Annotated in this window: 20 protein-coding genes; 7 read left to right on the forward strand and 13 right to left on the reverse strand. The window is 63.1% G+C overall.

Annotated features, from left to right (window positions below):
- Nucleotides 1-65: 65 nt before the first annotated feature.
- The 9 genes from AC1DDS_RS02975 to AC1DDS_RS03015 form a co-directional block, all read right to left on the reverse strand.
- Nucleotides 66-818 carry a F0F1 ATP synthase subunit A gene (locus AC1DDS_RS02975; RefSeq protein ID WP_310415047.1) on the reverse strand — a complete coding sequence of 251 codons (753 nt, stop codon included), beginning with the start codon at nucleotides 816-818 and terminating at the stop codon, nucleotides 66-68.
- A 58-nt stretch (nucleotides 819-876) separates the two neighbouring features.
- Nucleotides 877-1,251 carry an AtpZ/AtpI family protein gene (locus AC1DDS_RS02980; protein ID WP_310415050.1) on the reverse strand — a complete coding sequence of 125 codons (375 nt, stop codon included), beginning with the start codon at nucleotides 1,249-1,251 and terminating at the stop codon, nucleotides 877-879.
- A 263-nt stretch (nucleotides 1,252-1,514) separates the two neighbouring features.
- On the reverse strand, nucleotides 1,515-2,690 hold the full coding sequence (locus AC1DDS_RS02985; RefSeq protein WP_477477753.1) for a cell wall hydrolase: 1,176 nt from the start codon (nucleotides 2,688-2,690) through the stop codon (nucleotides 1,515-1,517).
- A gap of 248 nt (nucleotides 2,691-2,938) precedes the next feature.
- Nucleotides 2,939-4,840 (reverse strand): potassium transporter Kup, encoded by a 1,902-nt coding sequence (locus AC1DDS_RS02990; protein ID WP_477477514.1) that lies wholly within the window; start codon nucleotides 4,838-4,840, stop codon nucleotides 2,939-2,941.
- Nucleotides 4,841-4,856: 16 nt separating this feature from the next.
- Entirely contained in the window at nucleotides 4,857-5,840 is a 984-nt protein-coding gene (locus AC1DDS_RS02995) for a magnesium transporter CorA family protein (RefSeq protein ID WP_477477515.1), read from the reverse strand.
- 143 nt (nucleotides 5,841-5,983) lie between these two features.
- Nucleotides 5,984-7,141: an iron-sulfur cluster carrier protein ApbC gene (apbC, locus tag AC1DDS_RS03000; protein ID WP_310415056.1), complete on the reverse strand. Its 1,158-nt coding sequence runs from the start codon at nucleotides 7,139-7,141 to the stop codon at nucleotides 5,984-5,986.
- Nucleotides 7,142-7,294: 153 nt separating this feature from the next.
- The gene (locus AC1DDS_RS03005) at nucleotides 7,295-8,038 is read right to left on the reverse strand and encodes a helix-turn-helix transcriptional regulator (RefSeq protein WP_477477516.1); all 744 of its coding nucleotides are present in this window, start codon (nucleotides 8,036-8,038) and stop codon (nucleotides 7,295-7,297) included.
- 85 nt (nucleotides 8,039-8,123) lie between these two features.
- Nucleotides 8,124-8,861, reverse strand: coding sequence for a LuxR family transcriptional regulator (locus AC1DDS_RS03010; RefSeq protein WP_477477517.1), 738 nt, complete (start codon nucleotides 8,859-8,861; stop codon nucleotides 8,124-8,126).
- A 251-nt stretch (nucleotides 8,862-9,112) separates the two neighbouring features.
- Complete coding sequence (locus AC1DDS_RS03015; RefSeq protein ID WP_477477518.1) at nucleotides 9,113-9,910, reverse strand: IclR family transcriptional regulator; 798 nt, start codon at nucleotides 9,908-9,910, stop codon at nucleotides 9,113-9,115.
- A gap of 121 nt (nucleotides 9,911-10,031) precedes the next feature.
- Here AC1DDS_RS03015 and AC1DDS_RS03020 point away from each other — a divergent pair, with 121 nt between their 5' ends.
- From AC1DDS_RS03020 to AC1DDS_RS03040, 5 genes are all read left to right on the forward strand, one after another.
- A complete protein-coding gene (locus AC1DDS_RS03020) occupies nucleotides 10,032-10,802 on the forward strand; it encodes an SDR family NAD(P)-dependent oxidoreductase (RefSeq protein WP_477477519.1) in 771 nt (256 codons plus the stop codon).
- Nucleotides 10,802-11,719 (forward strand): 2-dehydro-3-deoxygalactonokinase, encoded by a 918-nt coding sequence (locus tag AC1DDS_RS03025; protein WP_477477520.1) that lies wholly within the window; start codon nucleotides 10,802-10,804, stop codon nucleotides 11,717-11,719. Before AC1DDS_RS03020 ends, AC1DDS_RS03025 begins: the two co-directional genes overlap by 1 nt.
- Before the next feature lie 26 nt (nucleotides 11,720-11,745).
- On the forward strand, nucleotides 11,746-12,378 hold the full coding sequence (locus AC1DDS_RS03030; protein ID WP_477477521.1) for a 2-dehydro-3-deoxy-6-phosphogalactonate aldolase: 633 nt from the start codon (nucleotides 11,746-11,748) through the stop codon (nucleotides 12,376-12,378).
- A 1-nt stretch (nucleotide 12,379) separates the two neighbouring features.
- Nucleotides 12,380-13,264, forward strand: a complete 885-nt coding sequence (locus tag AC1DDS_RS03035) for an SMP-30/gluconolactonase/LRE family protein (RefSeq protein WP_477477522.1) — start codon at nucleotides 12,380-12,382, stop codon at nucleotides 13,262-13,264.
- Nucleotides 13,265-13,464: 200 nt separating this feature from the next.
- Nucleotides 13,465-14,112, forward strand: coding sequence for a PRC-barrel domain-containing protein (locus AC1DDS_RS03040; RefSeq protein WP_477477523.1), 648 nt, complete (start codon nucleotides 13,465-13,467; stop codon nucleotides 14,110-14,112).
- Nucleotides 14,113-14,196: 84 nt separating this feature from the next.
- On the opposite strand, the gene AC1DDS_RS03045 is transcribed toward AC1DDS_RS03040, so the two are convergent.
- A complete protein-coding gene (locus tag AC1DDS_RS03045; RefSeq protein WP_477477524.1) occupies nucleotides 14,197-15,747 on the reverse strand; it encodes a trimethylamine methyltransferase family protein in 1,551 nt (516 codons plus the stop codon).
- Nucleotides 15,748-15,835: 88 nt separating this feature from the next.
- Here AC1DDS_RS03045 and AC1DDS_RS03050 point away from each other — a divergent pair, with 88 nt between their 5' ends.
- Nucleotides 15,836-16,744 carry a LysR substrate-binding domain-containing protein gene (locus AC1DDS_RS03050; protein WP_310415088.1) on the forward strand — a complete coding sequence of 303 codons (909 nt, stop codon included), beginning with the start codon at nucleotides 15,836-15,838 and terminating at the stop codon, nucleotides 16,742-16,744.
- Nucleotides 16,745-16,766: 22 nt separating this feature from the next.
- On the opposite strand, the gene AC1DDS_RS03055 is transcribed toward AC1DDS_RS03050, so the two are convergent.
- The 3 genes from AC1DDS_RS03055 to AC1DDS_RS03065 all read right to left on the reverse strand — a co-directional run bounded on the left by AC1DDS_RS03055 (nucleotide 16,767) and on the right by AC1DDS_RS03065 (nucleotide 20,436).
- On the reverse strand, nucleotides 16,767-17,105 hold the full coding sequence (locus AC1DDS_RS03055) for a PilZ domain-containing protein (protein ID WP_477477525.1): 339 nt from the start codon (nucleotides 17,103-17,105) through the stop codon (nucleotides 16,767-16,769).
- Nucleotides 17,106-17,216: 111 nt separating this feature from the next.
- Nucleotides 17,217-18,575 (reverse strand): putative bifunctional diguanylate cyclase/phosphodiesterase, encoded by a 1,359-nt coding sequence (locus AC1DDS_RS03060; protein WP_310415094.1) that lies wholly within the window; start codon nucleotides 18,573-18,575, stop codon nucleotides 17,217-17,219.
- 133 nt (nucleotides 18,576-18,708) lie between these two features.
- Nucleotides 18,709-20,436, reverse strand: a complete 1,728-nt coding sequence (locus tag AC1DDS_RS03065; RefSeq protein ID WP_477477526.1) for a response regulator — start codon at nucleotides 20,434-20,436, stop codon at nucleotides 18,709-18,711.
- A 285-nt stretch (nucleotides 20,437-20,721) separates the two neighbouring features.
- On the opposite strand from AC1DDS_RS03065, the gene mutL reads away from it, so the two are divergent.
- The gene (gene mutL, locus AC1DDS_RS03070; RefSeq protein ID WP_477477527.1) at nucleotides 20,722-22,539 is read left to right on the forward strand and encodes a DNA mismatch repair endonuclease MutL; all 1,818 of its coding nucleotides are present in this window, start codon (nucleotides 20,722-20,724) and stop codon (nucleotides 22,537-22,539) included.
- Nucleotides 22,540-22,590 lie beyond the last annotated feature (51 nt).

The raw sequence follows: 22,590 nt of genomic DNA on the forward strand, positions 1-22,590 counted from the left end.
GGTTGTTGCGGCTTAGATAGCGCTTCCGGCGGCAAAACCGGCCGGAAGCAAACGACTGTTATTCCTTAGTGCCCACCCGGATGCACAGCGTCGTTGAGGTACATGCAGGTCAGTACCGCAAAGACATAGGCCTGGAGGAAGCAGACGAGGAATTCAAGACCGGTGATTGCGACGGTCATGATGAGCGGCAGGATCGCACCACCGATGCCGAGCGCGCCGAGCGCGCTCAACGACGTAACGAAGCCTGCGAAAACCTTCAGCGTGATGTGGCCGGCCAGCATGTTTGCAAACAGACGAACCGAGAGGCTGATGGGACGGGAAAGGAACGAAATGATTTCGATCGCGACGACCAAGGGCAAAAGCACGCCGGGAACGCCCTGCGGCACGAAAATCTTCAGGAAGCTGAAACCGTGCTTGAAGAAGCCGTAGAAAATCACGGTACCGATGACCAGAAGGGCAAGGGCAAGGGTGACGATGATCTGGCTGGTGACCGTGAAGAAGTACGGCATCATGCCGAGAAGGTTCGCGGTCAGGATGAACATGAACAGCGAGAACACCATCGGGAAAAACTTCATGCCGCTGCTGCCGGCGCCTTCGCGCAGCATCGAGGCGATGAACTCATAGGACATTTCCGAGACGGACTGCATGCGGCTCGGAATGATGCCGCGCTGTGACGTCGTCATGTAGAGGAAGCCCGCGGCGACGGCGGCGGACGCCACCATGAACAGCGAAGCGTTGGTGAAGGAGAAATCGATTCCGCCAATTTCGATCGGAACAATCTTGTTGACCAGAAACTGATGGGTCGGATCGTTGGACACCGCTAATCTCTCTCGTTTGCCGCCCGCCGGACGGTTATTCCTCTAACCCAGACAGCGCTCAGGCGCCGTCCCCGTTCTTCTTGTGCCCGGCATCTCTGCCGGCCATCCTGTCGACCGGATGCGGCGAAGCCACCATTCCCGCCGACCGCATCACGTTCAATACGCCCGCACCGAAACCGAGCAACAGGAGCACGATCATGCCCCACGGCGCAGTCCCGGCAAAGCGATCCACCAGGTAGCCAAGAAGCGCGCCCACAATGACCGCGGCGACGAACTCGCTGGAGAGCTTCATCGCAACCGCATAGCCCTTTCGGCTTTCGGCTGCCTTCTCCTCGGCTGCGTCGACTGCGCTATCATCCTTACGCCTTTGTGCGAGTTCCGCGTCAAGGCGCTGCCTGCGTTCTTCCAGACTTTCCTTCCGGCCGTCGCTCATGGCGTTTCCTTCCGTTTCCGCGGCGCGCTGCGCCCTATTGCGGACATATTCACGGTTAGGTTTTAAGCCAGCTTCAGGCCCGTTTGAAGTCGGGCGCAACATAGTTTTAGGGACTTGCATAGTCAAGGCGGGGCGGAGCTTTGACGGGCCCTAAATTTAATCAGCAAAATCAAAATATTAGAACGGAATCTGGGAATCACCCCCGGTTGAGCGACAGGGAATCGCCGGCGGCGCGGCCACTTGCCACGCCACCGGCAGCAGACTCAGATCCAGCCTCCACCATAGGTGCGGTAAAAGATGTGCTTGCCGATCTTGGCGACCCGCTGCATCGTCGGGCCCCAGTTCGGCTTGACATAGGTGGCGTGGTAATGGGTGGCCGAGCCCACTTCCGGCAGCCAGATCTTGCCGGCGGTGACCGCCAGGGCGATCTCCTGGGCTGTCTTCCAGTGCCAGGGCGCCAGCACGAGGTCTGGGATTCGGTCGCAGGTGAAGGAGAACTGGCAGCCGGTGCGCAGTTCCTGCCCCTGGTAGACCACACTGCAGATCGTTTTCGGATAGGCCGGGTTGCGGACGCGGTTCAGGATCACCTGGGCCACGGCCGCCTGGCCCTTCAGCGTTTCCCCGCGCGCCTCGAAGTAGATCCCGTTCGTCAGGCACTTCTGCTCGGCCGCGGAAAAAACGGTCGCGGGAAGCACGGTGGCGGCCCAGGCATGGTCTTCCGGCGCAATCTCCGGGATGAACCGGCCGCCGGCCGTATCCTTCTTCGTCAGGATCGAATCGAACGGCGAGACGCGGGCATAGTCAGCCTCAGGCGGGGCATAGGCGGTGGCAAGAACGTCGGCGCTGTCATTGGTAACCAGATCCGCCAGCATGGCCGGCACGCCGGGATCCTTCACCACCGGCTTCTTCCGGTAGAAGGCCGTGGCAATCTCGATTTCTTTGCCCTTGATCTTCGGCGCTATGAAGCGCATGCGCTCCGCATTGTCGAAATCGGGTCTCATCAGCGATGCCTGCCGGTCGAGCACCGACCCGGCGGAAAAGGCCTTCGGCGGCGCCACCGGCGTCACGGCGACGATGCGCTTCTTCTTTTCACGGCGATTGACGCGGTCCTCATCCGGCACTCCGCCCTGCCCTTTGCGGGCGGCGATCATCGAAGCCTCCGCCCCGCCGGGCAGTTCCAGCCCGGCGCCGCTGGAAAGCGCACTCGTCGTGATCGGGTCGTTGAAGGCGACATCGACCATGTGAATTGAACCGGCGGGCGAAGGTGTCATGACCACCTGCTGGCTCCCGCCCTTCCGGTTGACGCCGGAGATGAAGGTCGCCAGGTCGGAATGGCCGGCTTCGGCGGGCAACGCTGCGTAGAGGGAAAGTCCCAAGGCCACCGGGGCAAGCCAATCGCGCCGCCACAGGGCCGACCCCTTCACACGAACGATACGCATACGCACCGGCACACTCCGACAACACACGGCCAAGCGGCATCGCCACCCGACAAGCCGGGAGGTGAACCTGCTGGCGATCACTCTTGCTGAAGCCGACCCCGAGAAAGCGGGGCGAACCGGCTCGTTTCATTGACGGAGAATGAAGAATTAACCTTGATGGACGGTTAACGCCGGCAGCTCCAGAATGTCCGAAGCTGATTGGACGGCGATCGCCGCAATGGCACCGGCGTTCGCCTTGGCGGTGCGCCTCAGATGATGACCTGGGAGCCGAGCTCGACGACGCGGTTCGTCGGCAGGCGGAAGTAGTCCGAGGGGTCGACCGCCGCATTTGCCATGGCGATGTAGAGGCGATCCTGCCAGTAAGGCATGCCCGAATGGCGATCGGGCACCAGCTTGCGCCGGCCGAGGTAGAAGGAGGTCGACATGATGTCGAACTTCACGCCCGACTTGCGGAAAAGCCCGAGCGCCTGTGACACGTTCTGTGTCTCCATGAAGCCGAAGCGGATCTGGATGCGGGCGAAGCGGTCTGAGATGCGCTCCATGCTGCAGCGGTCGGCCGGCAAGACCTTCGGCGTGTTGGTCGAGGTTACCGTCAGGATGAAGTTCTGCTCGTGCAGCACGTGATTGTGCTTGATGTTGTGCAGCAGGGCTGCGGGCGTGAAATCCGGATCGCTCGTCAGGAAGATCGCAGTCCCGCTGACAGAGACGGGAGCATGGGCGCTCTTCTTTTCGATCGACTTGACAAAGACATCCAGCGGCACCTCGATATGCCGTGTCTTGTCGCGAAGGAGCGCCGTTCCGCGGACCCAGGTCCACATGAGCAGCGTGCAAGCGGCCGCGATCAGGATCGGCACATAGCCACCGTCGTGGACCTTCAGCAGATTGGCGCCGAGGAAGACCAGTTCCAGCAGGAACAGCGGCAGCAGCACGAGCACGGCCACGGCGGGCCTCCAGCGCCAGCGCATGCGCAGGAACTCGAAGGCGAGTGCGGTCGTGACCACCATCGCCCCGGTGACGGAGATGCCGTACGCGGTTGCCAACCCCTCGGAGGAGCCGAACATGAACACAAGGGACATCACCCCGAAAAGCAGGACGGCATTGACGGCCGGCAGGTAAATCTGCCCGGTCTGGGTTGCCGAGGTATGGAAGATTTCCATGCGCGGCAGAAAGCCCAGGTGGATTGCCTGGCGTGCGATCGAGAAGGCGCCGGTGATGACGGACTGGCTGGCGATGATCGTGGCCGCGGTGGCCAGGATCACGGCGGGAAGCAGCGCCCATTTCGGGAATAGCAGGAAGAAGGGGTTCTCGATCGCCTCAGGGTGCTTCAGGACAAGGGCCCCCTGCCCCAGGTAGTTCAGCGTCAGCGCCGGAAAGACCAGGCAGAACCAGGCCCACTGGATCGGCTTGCGACCGAAATGTCCGAGGTCTGCATAGAGCGCTTCCGCCCCGGTTACCGTCAGGAAGACCGCGCCGAGCACGACCAAGCCGAGATAGCCGTGATTGTAGAGGAAGGTCACGGCGTAGACGGGGTTGAAGGCCGCAAGGATGCCTGGGTCGTCGCCCAGGTGCGCAGCGCCGGCAGCAGCCATGACGATGAACCAGAGCGACATGATCGGGCCGAAAAACCGCGAGACGGCATCCGTACCCCAGGATTGCACCGCAAAGAGAACGACGAGGATCAAGACCGAGATCGGCACGATATAGTCGGAAAGGTCGGGGGTGACGAGCTTCACGCCTTCGACAGCGGAAAGCACGGAAAGCGCCGGCGTGATCATGGCGTCGCCGATGAAGAGCGCTGCACCGGCGAGCCCCATGAAGAAGAGAACGGCCTTGTGCCCGTTCGCCGTCTTCCGCAACAGGGCAAGGAGCGACAGCGTGCCGCCCTCGCCACCATTGTCGGCGCGCAGCAGGAAGAGCACGTATTTCAGGGTCACGATGATGGTCAGCGTCCAGATCACCAGCGAGATCAGCCCCACGACTTCATCCCGGGTGACGCCATCGTAGGAAATCGGGCGCAGCGCCTCGCGGAAGGCATAGAGTGGGCTGGTGCCGATGTCCCCATAGACGACGCCGATCGAGCCGAGCGCGAGGAGAAACAGCGTGCGCGCCCGGCCACCGCCGGTTGCTGCGTGTGCTTCGGTGTGCGACATCGTTTTTGAACAGGCCCTAGAGCCAGCCTTTCCAGCGAAAGAAGAAAAAAGGTACCACAGCTGAAACAACCATCGCAGTCAGCGACAGCGGATAGGCGTAGTCAACGTGCAGTTCCGGCATGAATTCGAAATTCATGCCGTAGATCGAAGCGATCAGTGTCGGCGGTAGCAACACGACCGATGCGATGGAAAAAATCTTGATGATCTGGTTCTGCTCGAGATTGATCAAGCCCAGCGAGGCGTCGAGCAGGAACGAGATGTTGCTCGCGATGAAGTTCGCGTGCTCGGAAAGCGACTGGATGTCGCGCGAAACGGTGCGGCACAGTTCCCGACTGTCCAGGTCCGCCTGCAGCGGAGGCACCGTGTAGAGGAATATCGTTAGCCGCGAAAGCGACATCAGGCTGTCACGTGTCTTCGCCACGAGCCGATGCAAGGCGGAGACCGCCACCAGCCGCTCCTCGAGATAGCGCGGCGCCCTTCGATGGATGTGGCGCTTGTCGCCGAACACTTCGAGCGAGAGCTGGTCTGCCCTTGCCACGGACAGTTCGAGGATCTCGGCCGTCCGATCGACAATCGTCTCCAAGAGACGCGTGATTATTGCCGTGCCTGTGCCGCAGCCCCCGGCCAAACGCGGCATGGCCGCCCGGAAGAGCTCAAACGAGCGAGGTTCGGCATAGCGGATCGTCAGGAGGCAGCGATCCGTCAGGATGAAGGCGATGTCGGTCAGTTCCGGCTGATCGCTATCGGCCTTCCAGACAACCGAGGCCGTCATGTAGACGGTGCCGTTCTCAGTGTAGAGCCGGCTCGACGGCTCGATATCCTTCAGCTCGTCGCGTGTCGGCACGTCGATATCGAGGATCTTCTCGACGAAAGCATCTTCTTCATGGGTTGGCGAGAGGAGGTCGACCCAAACGACATCCGCCGGAACCGAAACGGAATCCGCTAGCATTTCGGGCGACAGAAGCACTGCTTCCCCGCTGGAACGATAGACCGTTATCACCTGCGGGCGGCTCCGAAGAAGACCAAACGCGCACCTTTACGCTATTTTCCGCCAAGCGGGTCGGCGAGGCGGATGCGCATATTGCGCAGCGCCGCTCCGAAATCAAGCCCCGCCCTAACGCTCACCGCCGGGACTGCCCGGCGTCAGTCGAAAACGATGCTCGGCGCGGCGTGGGCGCCAGTCGCCTGCTTTGCCTTCAGTTCGCTCCACACGCGCGCGGCGATGTCGCGATAGGTCTTCGCCGCCGCCCCTTCCGGGTTGGAGACCACGACCGGAGTCCCGGCGTCGGAGGTCTCGCGGATATCCATCGTCAACGGCACCTCGCCAAGGAAGGGAACGCCGATCTTCTCGGCCTCCCGGCGCGCGCCGCCGTGGCCGAAGATGTCGTAGCGGTTGCCGGTGTCCGGCGCGATGAAGTAGCTCATGTTCTCGACCAGTCCGAGCACCGGCACTTCGACCTTGTTGAACATGTTCAGACCCTTGCGGGCATCGATGAGCGCCAGATCCTGCGGCGTCGAGACGATGACAGCGCCGGCAAGCGGTACCTGTTGCGCCATCGTCAGCTGGGCGTCGCCCGTGCCCGGCGGCATATCGACGACCAGCACGTCGAGTTCGCCCCATGCCACCTCCCGCAGCATCTGCATCAGCGCCGACTGGATCATCGGGCCGCGCCAGATCATTGCCACGTCCTCGTCGACGAGGAAGCCCATCGACATCACCTTGATGCCGTAGTTTTCCATCGGCTTGATGATGCGGTTTTCGATCTGTTGCGGACGGCCGGAAATCCCGAGGAGGCGTGGCATGGATGGACCGTAGATGTCGGCGTCGAGAATACCGACGCGAAGACCGTTCGCCTTAAGCGCCAGCGCCAGGTTGACCGAGGTGGTCGACTTGCCGACGCCGCCCTTGCCCGAGGCAACCGCGATGATGGCTCCCACGCCAGGAACGCCGCTCTTGGCTCGTTGCGGCTGCTGGCCGTGTGCACCGTGCGCATGTCCTGCCTGCGCCTGCGGTGCCGGTCGCGACACCGGCGCCGAACCCGCGCCCGCCTTCTTGTCGGCGGTCAACGCCACCATCGCGGCCTTCACGCCAGGGATGTCGCGCACCACACGTTCCGCCGCGGCGCGCATGGGATCAAGCTCCTTGGCCCGCTCTGCCGGAACCGTGATCGAAAAATAGACCTTGCCGTCGGAAATGAACACGTCGGAGACCATGCCGAGGTCGACGATATTGCCATCCATGTCCGGTCCGCGAACCGACTTGAGCTTTTCCAGTACCTGGTCTTTCGAAACGTCCGTCATGCCAACCTCGCCGATATTCGTTGGCGCTTTGATAGCGCATTCCCGGTCGAAGCGGAACGGTATTCAGCACGGCTCCCCTCTCCATGCCCGCCGGTGCGGCAAGATGCCCGGGTCATTGCCGGCGTCGCATGGATAGCACCGCACTGCAGCACTTCAGGTGATGAACCCGCGACGGATCGCCTTCACCACGGCCTGGGTGCGGTTCACCGCCTCGAGCTTGCGCGTCACCTGATTGAGGTAGTGATTGATCGTGTGTTCGGAGAGGCCGAGGATCTCGGCGATCTCCAGGCTCGTCTTGCCGGCGGCGGTCCAGCTCAGGCACTCGATCTCGCGCTCCGTCAACACCACCTGCCCGGTCTTCCAGGCGGCCCCGATCTCCGCCAGGCGGTTGAACACCTGTATCGAGATCATCTGCAGCAACAGCCGCTGCTCAAAGCTCAGCGTACGCTTCTCGCCAGTCCAGACGATCGCGCCACGATTGCCGAGCGCGTCATGGACCGGGAAGACATGCGCCGCCTGCATGCCATGACCCTGCAGGAACTCTGCCAGGTTGGCCAGATCATCTTCTTGCGAGGCGCCTTCGACCCAACCCGCCAAGTCGAGGGAGAAAGGGATCGTCGTCGCCCGCAGCTTGCGGATGCCAGGGCTGCGGCGAACCATCTTGAGGGCATCGTATTTTGCGATGACCTCCGCGGGCCAATTGCTGACGATGGAATGAGCGCCCAGCTTCTCCGCCTCGAACCCGGGCAGCAGGAAGGCGATGAAGTGCTTCAAGGAAAAGGATTCACCCGTTCGCCGCAGAAAACGAACCACGTCGAACTGCGTCTCAAGGCTCGCAATCTCGGCGCTGGCATCAGACCCGTTCGGTTCCTCGCGACCTATTTCTTCCGCCGTCATGTCGTTCTGCATCCATGCTCTGCGCGATCTGCAAGCTTCCGCTTGGATCTGCGTAAGTCGCGACCGACCTGTGCCTCGACCACGGTCAATTCAGGAGCCCGGCGCGAATTGCCTTGGCGACCGCCTGAACGCGATTGACGGCGTCCAGTTTGCGCGTTGCCCGGTTCAGGTAGTGATTGACCGTGTATTCGGACAGGCCAAGGATCTCCGACATCTCGGCGCTCGTCTTGCCGGCGGACGCCCAGGACAGGCATTCGATTTCGCGGCGGGACAACGATGCACGCACCCGCGCCCCACTCCGAAACTCGAGTACCCTGGTAAAGGCGAGGTTGGCGATGGCGTTCAGTTCCGCCATCTCCATGTGCGTCAGCACGGAGCGATTGCCGCCAAATGCGAGGGCGCCACGCTGCCCGAGGGGATTGTGGGCCGGGAAATAAGCACCGCGCGGCAGACCGTATTGCGCAAACAGGCGAATGGCGATCTGCGCCTTGCCATCATGCCGGTCGCTGTTGGTGCTGATCATGTCATAGGTGAATGGATTCGTGCTGCGCCGCAGGTGGTGAATGACCGGACTACCCAGGATCAATTCTGCCTGGTCGTAGCCCCGCAGCATCTCGGCAGGCCAGGTCGTCATCAGGACATGGGGGGAAATTTCGGTCGATGCGCTGTCGGGAACGTTGATCAGGAGGTAGCGGGACAGGCCATACCCCTTCGTCACTTCGGACAGCAGCGTCGAGACCTCGCGTTCCGAACCGACCTCGGCAAAGCGACGCGCCCAGTGAGGCGGTGTCTGTGGTGCCATCCCAACAAGCTGTTCGGTCATTCCAAGTCTTTCTGGAGCCAACCGCGGCTTGCGAGCGTTAGCACGCCCATCCCGGCATCCTCCCCATTCTCTCCCCGAAAACATGCCTTGGCGCGCCATCTTCCTCGCAAGGCTACGACGAAGCACCCAGAAATGTTCACTCAGAAGTGGAAGCTAAACACGCCCCCCAAGTCCGTCCAGCGCATTTTGCTAATTTACCGTAAAATGGCTTCGGATTTTTGCCTCCGCACGTTCCCGGACTCGGTTCAGGATCAGCGCGATGGGCCAAGCCGGGCGGCGACTTCCTCCGTGATCGCTGCCGCCACCCTCTGCACCAGCGGCGCCCAGGCCTGCAGCACCTCTTCGCCGACCCGGTATGCAGGTCCAGTCACCGACACGCCTCCCACAAAGCTCAGTCCTGAATCGGATATTGCGGCGGCAACGCAGCGAATTCCCGGCTCGTGCTCCTCCCGATCGAAGGCGTAGCCCGCCATGCGGATCGCCTCGAGTTCCACCCTCAGCGCCCCGAAGCTGGTGATCGTCTGCGCCGTGAAGCGCCGAAACGGGACATCACGCAGGAGATCGAGCAGATGCGGCTCCGGCAAGACTGAAAGGGCGGCCTTGCCTACCCCGGTACAGTAAGCGGGCGAGGCCTTGCCGATCTGCGAGGCCATGCGCACGGCCTGGCGGCTTTCGACCTTGTCGAGATAGATGATCTCCGAGCCTTTCAGTACGCCAAGGTGGACCGTCTCGCCGGTCAGTTCGTGCAGCGTCTGCAAATGCGGGGCTGCCAATCGGCGCAGGTCACTGCGCGTCCAGGCGCTGGAGGCAAGCTTCAGCAGGCGAAGGCCGGGCTCGTAGCAATGGTCGGCGTTCAGGTCGAGCAGCCCCTCCTCGAGCAGATGGCTCAATTGGCGGTGCAGCGTGCCGCGCGGCTGCCCCGCCAGTTCCAGGATCTCCGTAAAGCGCATCGGCCGGTCCGAAAGCGCGACGAGTTCGAGAACGGCGACCGCCTTGCCGAGTGTCCCCGTGCTCGAAGCCCCCGATTCCACCCCGTTCCGCCTAACCATGTTCCTCTCCGCGCGACTGCTTGACAACCTCGAACCGGTGAACATAATTCCATATATTCAAACTGAATTCCATATATTGGAACTCAAATCGCGTTCATTCCGAAGTCGGCAAGGAGACGTCATGTCCGCGACCGCCGCAAGCTATCCGGAGCTACGAGGTCGCGGTGTGCTGATCTCTGGCGGCGGTTCCGGCATCGGCGCAGCCCTGGTCGAAGCGTTCGCCCGCCAGGGCGCCCGCGTCGCCTTCGTCGATATCGCAGAAGACGAAAGCATGGCGCTCGTCGACCGCCTCGCCGCGGCGGTGCCGCACCGGCCCTTGTTCCTCAAGGCGGACATTCGCGACATCGAAGCCTACCGGTCGGCAATTGCAGCTGCCAGCGCGGCGATCGGTCCGGTTCGCGTGCTGGTCAACAACGCGGCACGCGACAGCCGGCATGACCTTGCCGAGGTCACGCCAGACTATTGGGACGAGAACCAGGCGGTCAACCTGCGCCACGTGTTCTTCGCGATCCAGGCGGTGGCACCGGCGATGCGCCAGGCCGGCGGCGGCTCTATCATCAACGTCTCCTCGATCGCGTTCATGCTGAACATGGGCGAGGTGCCGGCCTACGCCGCGGCGAAAGCCGGCATCATCGGCCTGACGAAATCGCTCGCCGGCAAGCTCGGCCCGGACAATATCCGGGTCAACGCCATCCTGCCCGGCATGGTACTGACCGACCGGCAGCTGCGCCTGTGGCTCGACGAAGAGGCGATTGCAGCCATGCTGAAGGAGCAATGCCTGAAACGGTCGCTGACGCCCGACGACATCAGTGGCCCTTGCCTGTTTCTCGCATCCGACGCATCGAGCGCGATGACTGCGCAATCCATGATCATCGACGGAGGAGTATTTTGATGGTGAAGCCAGCCTACGTCGCAGTCGACTGGGGCACCTCCAGTTTTCGGCTGTGGTTGATCGGCAACGACGGCAGCGTCCTTGATGAACGGCGCAGCAACGAAGGCATGGTGGCGGCGGCGACGGCCGGCTTCGGCGCGGTGCTGGCGAACCATCGCGACGCCGTCTTGGCCCCGGCAGATCTGCCCGTTATCATCTGCGGCATGGCCGGCGCCCGGCAGGGCTGGGTCGAGGCCGGCTACATCGATGTTCCAGCAGCGCTTTCCACCATCCCCTTCGCCGCCGCGCGCGTGCCCGATGCCACCGCCGACATCCGCATCCTGCCGGGACTTGCGCAGCGCGAGAGGGCGCATCCCGACGTCATACGCGGAGAAGAGACGCAGCTTCTCGGCGCGCTCGCCGATCTCCCCGACGGGCATAGCCTCGTCTGCATGCCCGGCACGCACAGCAAATGGGTGCATGTTTCGGACGGGATGGTGACCCGGTTCCACACCTTCATGACGGGGGAGCTTTTCGACGCCGTTGCAAGCCACACCATCCTGAAGCACTCGATCGCCGATGCAGACGCGGTCGACGGTGGCAGCGACGCCTTCCGGCGGGCGGTGGAGGAGGTCATACGCAACCCGGCCGCCGCAACCAGTCTTCTCTTCGCTGCCCGGTCGGGGACGCTCCTTCACGGTTTTGCCCCGGCGGACGCGAAAGCGTTGATTTCCGGCACCCTGATCGGCCTCGAAATCGCCGGCGCGCTTGACGCTGCGGAGCCGGGGGCGCCCGTGGTGCTCGTTGCCTCCGGCGCGCTTGGCGCGCTTTATGAAAGCGCACTGGATTGCGCCGGGGTCGAGCCTGTGATCGTCGACGCGGATATTGCCGTGCGCGCCGGGCTTGCCGTGGCGGCCCGCAGCCTCTGGGCTCTTTGAATAGTCTTGCGAAGGAAGGTCACCCTATGAGCCGCATTCCCTTTCCCGCGATGAAGCGGCCGCTCATCGCCATCCTGCGCGGGTTGAAGCCCGCCGAGACCGAAGGCGTCGTCGGCGCCCTGATCGAAGCCGGCTTCACGGCGATCGAGATCCCGCTCAACTCGCCCGATCCGTTCTGTTCGATCGAGACCGCCGCGAAAATGGCACCAAACGACTGCCTGATCGGGGCCGGGACCGTATTGACGACGGATCAGGTCGAACAACTCGACGCCGTCGGCGGACGCCTGATGGTGAGCCCGAACGTCGAACCGGCGGTGATCTCGCTCGCTGCGGCCAAAGGCATGGTGACGATGCCGGGTGTCTTCACACCCACCGAAGCGCTCGCCGCGGCCCGTGCCGGTGCGACCGGGCTGAAATTCTTCCCGGCCAGCGTGCTCGGACCCTCCGGCATAAACGCGATCCGCGCCGTTCTACCCGCCGATCTCGAGATTGCAGCGGTGGGCGGCGTTTCCGAGGCGAACTTCGCCGACTATGCAAAGGCCGGCATCAGGAGCTTCGGCCTCGGATCGAGCCTCTACAAGCCGGACATGGCCGCTGCGGACGTTGCCGCGCGCGCCCGTACGACGATCGCAGCCTATGACCGCGTCTATGGAGCCTGACATGACGGACATTGTACCCTTCACCGGCCGGACCTTGTGCCAGGTTAAGAGCGAGCTCGGCGAAGGGCCGAGCTACGATCCCGCGACCGATACCGCCTGGTGGTTCGACATCACGGGTCGCAAGCTGCACGAACTGCACCTGTCATCCTCGACGAAGCGAGTCCATGACCTGCCCTTCATGGGCAGCGCCATCGCGACAATCGATCCGTCGCGCCAGCTGATCGCCTCCGACGACGGACTTTTTGTTCGTGACACAAATTCGGGAAAGCTCGAACACTTTGCTGCGATCGAGGACAAACCCGGCAACCGGTCCAACGACGGTCGCGTACACGCGAGCGGGGCGCTCTGGATCGGAACGATGGGATATGACGCCGAGAAGGATGCCGGTGCCATCTACCATGTCGCCGGCAGCACTGTGACGCCGCTCTTTTCCAACATCACCATTCCGAACGGCATCTGCTTTTCGCCGGACGGCGCCACCGCCTATTTCACCGATACCACCGTCAACGATCTGATGCGCGTCGCGGTCGATCCCGCTACCGGTCTGCCAACCGGTGCGCCCGAGGTGCTGAGCAAGCAGAAAGGGCACCCCGGCGGTATCGATGGTTCGGTCTGCGATGCGGACGGGCTGATCTGGAACGCGCGCTGGGGTGCCGGGACCATCGACGTGTACCAGCCGGATGGCATGAAGGTCCGGCGCTACGCCGTGCCGGCGACACAGGCGAGCTGCCCGGCCTTTATTGGCGCAAAAGCGGACCGGCTGCTTGTCACCTCGGCCTGGCAGGGGATGGACGAAAAGGCGCGTGCATCGGACCCGGGAGCAGGCCGGACGTTCGAACTCGGCATCGCCGTAAGGGGACGGTTCGAGCCGGCCTTCCGGCTCTGAACCCGGCACAATCGCCGCTTTTCGTTGCAGCTTCGGCTTGGCATCCGAAGCTGTTTTCATTTGGGAAACGGCCTGGAGATACCAATTTCCGCGGGAACCATTCCTCAGCAAGCGAGTTTTTCAAACATCAGCTGGTGCGGACGGAGGCAGCAAGCGTCCTCCGCCCTTGATACCCAACGCAGAAGAAAGGCAGGCTCACAATGACCAAGAAGCTTCTTACTTCCGTTGCTGCTGGTGCGATTTTCCTCGGAGCGGCCGTCGCCCCGGCAGCGTTCGCGCAGGATACGACGCAACCAGCGCAGCCTGAGACACAGACGCAGACGATGGGTCAGCCCGCCACGCCTGACGCCAGTGCGGATCCCGCCAAACCGATGGACAATGCAGCTACCACGACCGCTCCATCCGCCGATCCGGCGATGACCACTGTGATGGACAAAACCTATCTGACCGAGCAGTCGGCGGATCAGGTCAGCGCCAATACCTATATCGGCCAGTCCGTCTATAACGCAGCGGACGAGAGCATCGGTTCGATCAACGACCTGATCATGGAGAAGGACGGCGGCATCACCGCTGCAGTCATCGGTGTCGGCGGTTTCCTGGGGATCGGCGAGAAGTGGGTCGCCGTGCCGTTCGGCAACATTGCCATCAGTCAGGCGCCCGATAGCGGCGACGTCAAGCTGACCACGACCGAAACGGCGGAAAGCCTGCAGGCAGCGCCGGAATTCAAGACGCTGTCGCAGAAGGTTGCCGAGCGCTCCACGGTCGATACGACCGCAACGGGCTCCACGACGATGACGCCGGCTCCGGCGACATCAGCACCAGCTCCGACGACGGAACCCGCAAAGTAAGCGGGCAACAGGAGTGAAAAGCCCGGCAACACGATGTGTTGCCGGGCTTTTCTTTTGGATTGGCCGACTGTTCGCAGGGTGCGATCAGTACCACGCATCGGCCATGTCGGCCTTGCGCCGCTCGACATAATCGCAGAGCGCCTCGTCGACGGCTACATCCAGGGGCGGTGCTTCATACTCCGCAAGCGTCTTCTTCCACTGGCGATTGGCGCGCGTGGCGATATCCGTGGAACCACCTTCCTCGCTCCACTTCTCGAAGGGCTCATTGTCCGACAGCGCCGAATCCCAGAAGGCGGTCTGGTAGTTGCGCATCGTGTGATCGCAGCCAAGGAAATGACTGCCGGGCCCCACCTGCAGGAAGGCGTCCATCGCGAGCGTGTTGTCGTCGACGGTGACACCGGCGAGATAGGAATGCAGCGCCCCGCACAGGTCCGCGTCCATCACGAACTTCTCGTAGGACATGGCGAGCAGACCGTCGAGGAAGCCGGCGGAATGCAGGATGAAGTTGGCCCCGCAATGGATCGCCGACAGCATCGACATCAGGCCTTCCTGCATCGCCTGGCCGTCCGGCAGCTTCGAGTTGGAGAAGTTGCCGGCGCATCGCAACGGCAGCTTCAGCCGGCGGGCGAGCTGGCCGATCACCATCGAGCCGATCGCCGGTTCGGGCGTTCCGAAGGTCGGCGAGCCCGATCGGAGCGACATGGAAGAGAGGAAGTTTCCGAAGATCACCGGGGCGCCCTTGCGCTCCAGCTGCGTCAGCGCACATCCGGCAAGCGTCTCGGCGAAGGACTGCGCGATCGCGCCAGCATTCGTCACCGGCCCCATGGCGCCGCCGAGGATGAAGGGGACGATCACCGCGGCCTGGTTCGCACGGGCATAGGCCCGTAGCGACCGCGTCATCGTGCCGTCCCAGACGAGCGGCGAGTTTACGTTGACGTTGCCGAGAATGACGCAGTTCTGGTCGACGAAATCGGCGCCGAACAGGATGCGCGCCATGTCGATGGAATCCTCGGCCCGCTCCTCCGCCGTGATCGACCCCATGAAGGCACGGTCGGAGTACTTGATATGGCTGTAGACCATGTCGAGATGGCGCTTGTTGACCGGTACGTCGACCGGCTCGCAGATCGTGCCGCCGGAATGGTGCAGCCACGGGCTGGACTGGGCCAGCTTGATGAAGTTGCGGAAATCCTCGATCGTGCCGTAGCGCCGCCCCTTGTCGAGATCCATGACGAAGGGTGAACCGTAAGCCGGAGAAAAGACGACGTTCTTGCCGCCGATCTCGACATTGTTGGCCGGATTGCGTGCAAACTGGGTGAATTGCGCGGGCGCGGTGGAGACGATCTCGTTGAGCATGCCCGGCTCGAAGCGCACCAGCAAGCCATCGACCTTCGCACCCGCCCGCTTCCAGTGGTCGATCGCAGCCGGATCGTCGCGGAACTCGATCCCGACCTCGGCGAGGATGCGGTCGGCAGTTCGCTCGATCTTCTGCAGATTCTCCTCGGACAGGATGTCGTAGGTCGGGATGTTGCGCTGAATGTAGGGAACACCCTTCACATTTGCGGAACCCTCCCGGCGCTGCGGCCGTCCCCCCCTTCCGCGCCGTGTCGCGTTTTCAACTGTCGCCGTCGCCACCATGTCTTCCTCCATAACTGCAAAAGAGGCTAGACGGGAAAAAGGCCCATGTAACGCTGGAAAAAACTTGGGGCAGATATAAGCTGGATTTATGGAAACACTTCGTCGCCTTCTGCCCTCGGCCGCCAGCCTGATCGTCTTCGAGGCTGCCGGGCGGCACCAGAACTTCACCCATGCGGCCAAGGAACTCGGCATGACCCAGGCCGCGGTCTCCTACGCAATCCGCGGGCTGGAGGAGCAGCTCGGCGTGCCGCTTTTCCATCGCGTCCATCGTGCCGTTGCACTGACCGACGCGGGCGAACGCTTCCACACGGAGGTCTCGGTCGGTCTCTGGCGTATCCAGAAGTCGGCTGAGGACATCCGCGCAAAGGGGCGCGAGGTCAATGTGACGCTCGCCGCCTCCACGGCCTTTGCTTCCATGTGGATGTTGCCACGGCTGGCAAAGCTGCGCGAGGACCTGCCGGAAATCGATCTCAGGATCCAGACGAGCGTGCGCGACCTCGATCTGGAGGAGGAGCCGATTCCGCTCGGCATCCGCGGTGGCGATCCCGCCAAATGGCCGCGCTACCATGCCGCCCTGCTCGCACCGGAGGTCATCACCGCCGTCGCCAGTTCCGCCTTTATCGACGCGCATGGCATGCCGAGGACGCCGCAGGACCTGTTGCGCCAACCACTGATTCATCTGGAGGAACCGGTGCGGCAGGCCTGCGACTGGCCGGAGTGGTTCGCAAGCGCGGGGTTGCGCTATCCTGCACAGTCCCGGCGCCTCGCCATCAACGACTATGTGCTCGTGATCCAGGCCGTGCTGGCGGGCGAAGGTATCGCGCTCGGCTGGCAGCACCTGATCGCGCAGCAGATCGGATCCGGCGCGCTGGTGCCAGTCGGCGGCCACGTATTGGAGACAGGGCTGGCCTTCTATGTCGTCTGGCCGCGTTCGCGGGAACTCAACAGCCAGGCGCGGCGCGTGCGCGACTGGCTGCTGGAGGAAGGCAGGCGTTAGCGTTTGCCGGCAGAAGCCGCCTTCAGCGGCTCATGACGGGTTTCACTTCCTCGTGGAAGAAGCGGAAATAGGAGGAGATCTGCGCCAGCGCGTTGGTGTTGAGCTTGTATTGAAGACCGAGCCGGCCGTTGTTGTACCAGCGAACCGTCCCCGTCAACTGGCCCAGTTCCTCGCTTTCGATGGTGACGATCTGACCTGGCATGATCCGGATCGGCTTCTCGATGTCGAGTGCCATGCCGGTCGGGGAAAGGTCGACGACCCTTGCACGGCTTTTCTCGTGCATCACCTTGACCGTCACGAAAATGCGGACCTTAGAGCGGTCGTTGGTCCTGACCGGCATATCCTTGATGTTCTGCAGCATCCCGTTACCCCGTTTTCTTATTTGGATGCCGTTACGTTAGGTCAGGCGAATTTATTTCCGGCTAAGGGGAATGGCAAACAAATGATTAAGCGCTCCCCCCGGAACGGGGCCTCAGCCGTGGGCCACTTCGGGCTCGACGCGCATGTAGCGTTCGGCCAGGAATCGCATTGTCGCGACCGCATCGGCAGGTTTGCCGTAGAAATAGCCCTGCCCCATGCCGCAGCCGAGTGCCTTCAGTTTCAGCGCCTCGGAAAAATCCTCGATTCCTTCCGCCACGACCTCCAGGTCGAGCCCCTCGCACATGGCGACGATCGCCTTGATGATGTGTTCGGACACCCGGTCGTCGGAAATGCGTGAAACGAAGGCGCGGTCGATCTTCACCTTGTCGAAGGTGAAATCGCGCAGGCGGCCGAGACTGGACTGACCGGTGCCGAAATCATCGAGCGAGACTCGCACGCCGGCACCGCGCAGCTCCGCAACGATCTTCTGCGCGGTCGCGGCATCCGTCATGACCGCCGTCTCGGTGATTTCGAGCTCCAGCCGCCGCGGGTCGAGCCCGACTCGGTTGAGTATCGCCAGCGTCGTCAGGCTCGTCTTCGGGTCCATCAGTTGCGCCGAGGAGAGGTTGAACGACAGGAACAGTTCCTTCGGCCAGGACAGGGCCGCTTCCGCCGCCTTGCGAAGCAGCGTTTCGGACAGTGAATCGATGAAGCCGCGCTCTTCCGCAAGCGGCACGAAAACGGCCGGGGAAACGTAGCCGAGATCGGCATCACACCAGCGCGCAAGCGCCTCGAAGCCGACCACCATGTCGTTGCGGAGGCTGACGATCGGCTGGAAATGCACATCGACCTCGTTGGCCATGATCGCGTTGCGCAGCGCCTGCTCCAGATGGGTCGCGCGCTTCATCTCCTGGGCAATTTCCTGCGAATAGACCGTCACTTGCCCACGGCCACGACGCTTCGAACGATAGAGGGCGGTGTCGGCGCTCTTCAGGAGGTCCGTGAATTCCTCGCCGGCAAACGGGTAGATGGCAAGTCCGAAGGACGCGGACAGCCGGACATTGCGGTCGCCGAGGTCGAACGGCGCCGAAAGCACTTCACGCAGCATGTGGGCCAGCTTTTCAGCGCCCTTGCGCTCGAACACGAGCGGGAACAGGAAGGCGAACTCGTCGCCGCCATGGCGGGTAACCGTCGCTCCGTCCGGAATGCAGGCTTTCAGGCGATGGGCGACCTGGCACAGGATCTCGTCGCCGGCCTCGGGTCCGAACAGATCATTGATCGGCTTGAACCCGTCGAGATTGGCAATCCCCACGGCAAAGGGGGCAGGATCTTCCGCGCGTTCCGCGGCCAGCTGGCGCACCTTGTCGCGCAGGCGGTAGGTATTGCCCAGACCCGTCAGCGGGTCTGTGTAGGCCATGGCATGCAGATCGCTTGGAGAAACGTCCGTATCCGAATACTCACCCGATTTCATTTACCGACTTCCCGACACGTACTGTCTCCGAAAGACAGAATGAGGCACGAGAATTAACAAAGGCATAGCAAGCGGTTACACTATCGCCCCACGTCACCCCCTGAAAAATGGGGGTTGACAGGGATACGCGCCCTCAGGCGGCATTCTGGGCGCGTTTCTGCGTCACGAACCGTTTGTAGATGCTTTCGATCATGTCTGGGCTGACCGGTTTGGTGATGTAGTCGTCCATGCCGGCATCGAGGCAGTTCTGCATGTCCACGTTCAACGCCTGGGCGGTGACCGCAACGATGGGCGTACGGGTCTGGAGCGGCTTTTCCGCCTCGCGGATCTCGAGGGTTGCATCCAGCCCGTTCATGACAGGCATGGCAATGTCCATGAGCACCAGTCGGGGCTGGTGCTTGCGCCACAGGGCGACCGCCTCCTCGCCGTTCTCGGCGATCCGGTGCGATACGCCCATGCCCTCCAGGATCTGCGAAAAGACGAACTGATTGATCTGGTTGTCCTCGGCGACCAGCACCTCGATATCTCCCTCCACGATCGGGGACATCGAGTCGGCGTCTGTCGCAATATACCAGTCATCGAACAGCGCCGAGGGGGCGAGGACATCGATCGGCATGGCCTCCGCCACCACCGCATGCGGTTCCACCAGCGCCCGAAAGAAGTCGACCCCGATCCGGTCTGGCGTGATAACCCGCACCGGCACGCCGCCGGCCTCGGCGATGGCCTCGAACCCATCCATGGTGTCGTCGAGCAGTATGAGGTCCAGGCCGACGCCACAACTGTTTGCGACGTCGAGAAAGGTGTTGAACTCTGCAAGCGAGCGGACCGCACAGCTGTCGGCACCGCGCGCCTGCAACTCGCCGATCAGCAACTCTTCGGTCCGGCGCGTCGGCGTCACCAGCAGGATCCGTTTGCCGGCAATATCTGCCTCGTCATCCTGACACCACTGCTGCAGCAACAGCCGCGTTTCTGCCTCACGAGCCGGATCGAAGCAGTTTTCGGCTTTCACGAATTGGGTCGTCACCCGCAAGGTGAAGCGATGTGCCGCCAACTCTTCCTTCGGATCGACGATATGGGTGACGTCGTCCATAAGCGTGACGAGGAAGGAGTTGTCCGGCGTGCCGATCCTGTACTTGCGCGTGACCACGTAGAGGTGGCTGCCGTCCGTTCCGACGATATGCTCTTCGCTTCGGGACGGTATGCCGGTTTCGAGAACGCCGCGGTCGCTTGCGTCGATGCGCATCGCATTTTCGGCATCGACAAGATCCCAAGCCGTGTGGCCGAGGATTGCCTCACTCTCCACTCCGTGGATGGCGCAGAACGCCTTGTTGACGGCGAGATAGACGAGGTTTCGGTCCTTGATGATGAGCGGATGCGGCAGCGTGTCGAGAACGTGCTCGGTCAGCGCGACCCGTTTCAGATCGGCGCGCCATTGCTCTTCCTGTTTGCGCTGTTCCGAGACATCCGTCAGGGTCGAGATATTGTAGCCGTTCGGCAGACGGCGTTTGCGAAAACGTACCCAGCGGTCCTTGCCGAGCCGCTCCACCATCTCGTGCTGTTCGCGCCAATGGGCGGAAATGCGCGCCGAGATCCATTCCTCGCGATTGACCACCCTGTGTCGCTGTTCGGCGGGAATACCGTAGCGGATGCCCGCGTCGAAGACGGCGCCCAGCACATCGCGCAGGCGCGCGCCGGGCCGCAGGACATCGAGGCCGATCGGCAGGAAGCGGTGGATCTGACGGCTGGCGAAGACGAGGCAGTCGTTCCTGTCATAGATGAACGCACCGACGCCCAGGAGGTCGCAGGCCGCGTCGAACATTCCGGATTGGATGTCTGCGTCGATGGACGTACCATCGTTCATTCTCTGCAGTCCCCGCCGTCCATGCGATTATTCAACCATGCTGATCAGGCAGAATGCCCTTGGACGCGAGGAAATTCAGCGGCCAGCAGCGCTGAAATGGTCCGCCGGTCGATCCGGCCGGCTTGTGCTCATACAAGCGAGAGCGACAGATTCGCAGCATTTTATTAAAGTCGACTTAAGCGACGCAACGACAGGACTATCGGCTGTCAGCTGAAAAGCCGGGAGAAGCAGGGCCCGGGAACTTTGGCCCTTTTCACACGAGCGCGAATCCCGGAAAATACGACCATGACGATACGCCAGCTCTCCGAAACCCTGATCAACCAGATTGCCGCCGGCGAGGTCATCGAGCGGCCGGCGAGCGCGACCAAGGAACTGATCGAAAATGCCATCGACGCAGGCGCGTCCCGCATCGAAATCGCCACGGCCGGCGGCGGCAAGACGCTCCTGCGGGTCAGCGACAACGGCTCGGGGATGTCGCCCGGCGATCTGGCGCTTGCCGTCCGGCGCCATTGCACCTCGAAGATCGACCACAGTCTCGACGACGTGCGCACGCTCGGCTTTCGCGGCGAGGCGCTGCCCTCGATCGGCTCGGTGGCGAAGCTGTCGATCCAGAGCCGGACGGCCGATGCCCCGGAAGGCTCGGAGATTGCGGTGGTCGGCGGCCGCGTGGAGCCGGTGCGGCCGACGCCGGCCAACCGCGGGACGGTGGTCGAGGTGCGCGACCTGTTCTTCGCCACACCCGCGCGGCTGAAATTCATGAAGAGCGAGAAGGCGGAGGCCGCCGCCATCACCGAGGTGGTGCGCCGCATGGCGATCGCCTTCCCGGCGGTCCGCTTCGTGCTCTCCGGACCGGACCGCTCGACGCTGGAACTGCCGGCCACCGGAAGCGACCGGCTGGCCCGCATTGCCCAGGTGCTGGGCAAGGATTTTCGCGACAATGCGATCGAGATCGACGCCGAACGCGAAGGCGTGCGGCTGACCGGCTTTGCCGGCGTGCCGACCTTCAACCGCGGCAACAGCCTGCAGCAATTTGCCTTCGTCAACGGGCGGCCGGTGCAGGACAAGCTGATCTGGTCGGCGCTGCGCGGTGCCTATGCCGAGACGGTGCCGAGCGGCCGCTATCCCGTCGCCGTCCTCGAAATCGCCATCGACCCGGAACTGGTCGACGTCAACGTGCATCCGGCGAAATCGGACGTTCGCTTCCGCGATCCCGGACTGGTGCGTGGTCTGATCATCGGCGCGATCCGCCAGGCGTTGACGCGCGAGGGCGACCGCGCCGCGACGTCGGGCGCCGCCGGATTGATGCGGGCGTTCCGGCCGGAGACAGCTCGCCCTTCCCAGCCCTGGAGCCCGTCGACGTCCCCCTATCGGCCGCTCGCGGAACAGCCTGCCTTGAACGGTTTCTCGGAGATCCGGCAAGCCGGCTTCGACCAGGCCGGCTTCGACATGGGTATCCAGCCCTCCGCGCGCGCCGAGCCAATCCCGACCATGGTCCCGACCGCCGCTGAGACGGAACCGCAGCGCCATCCGCTCGGCGCAGCGCGGGCGCAACTGCACGAGAACTATATCGTCGCGCAAACCGAGGACGGTCTCGTCATCGTCGACCAGCACGCCGCGCATGAGAGGCTTGTCTTCGAGGCGATGCGCACCGCGCTGCACGCACGCCCCATCCCGGCGCAGGCGCTTCTCATTCCGGAAATCGTCGATCTGCCGGAGGACGACTGCGACCGCCTCGTCGCCCATGCGGAGGCTTTCGCGCGACTGGGGCTCGGCATCGAGCGTTTCGGGCCCGGTGCAGTCGCCGTGCGGGAGACGCCGGCGATGCTCGGCGAGATGGATGCGGCCGGCCTTGTCCGGCAGCTCGCCGACGAGCTTGCGGAATGGGACACGGCGAACGGGCTTGCCAGCCGGCTTGACTATCTTGCCGCGACCATGGCCTGCCACGGTTCGGTGCGCTCGGGGCGGCGGATGCGGCCGGAGGAGATGAACGCTCTTTTGCGACAGATGGAAACAACCCCAGGCTCCGGCCAATGCAACCATGGCCGGCCGACCTACATCGAACTCAAGCTTGCCGATATCGAGCGACTGTTCGGCAGAAGCTGAAACTGCTGGCGTTCGGCGACCCGCCGCGATATGGCACTGGAATGACGGCCA

The organism is Mycoplana sp. 10N416 (genome assembly GCF_056394765.1).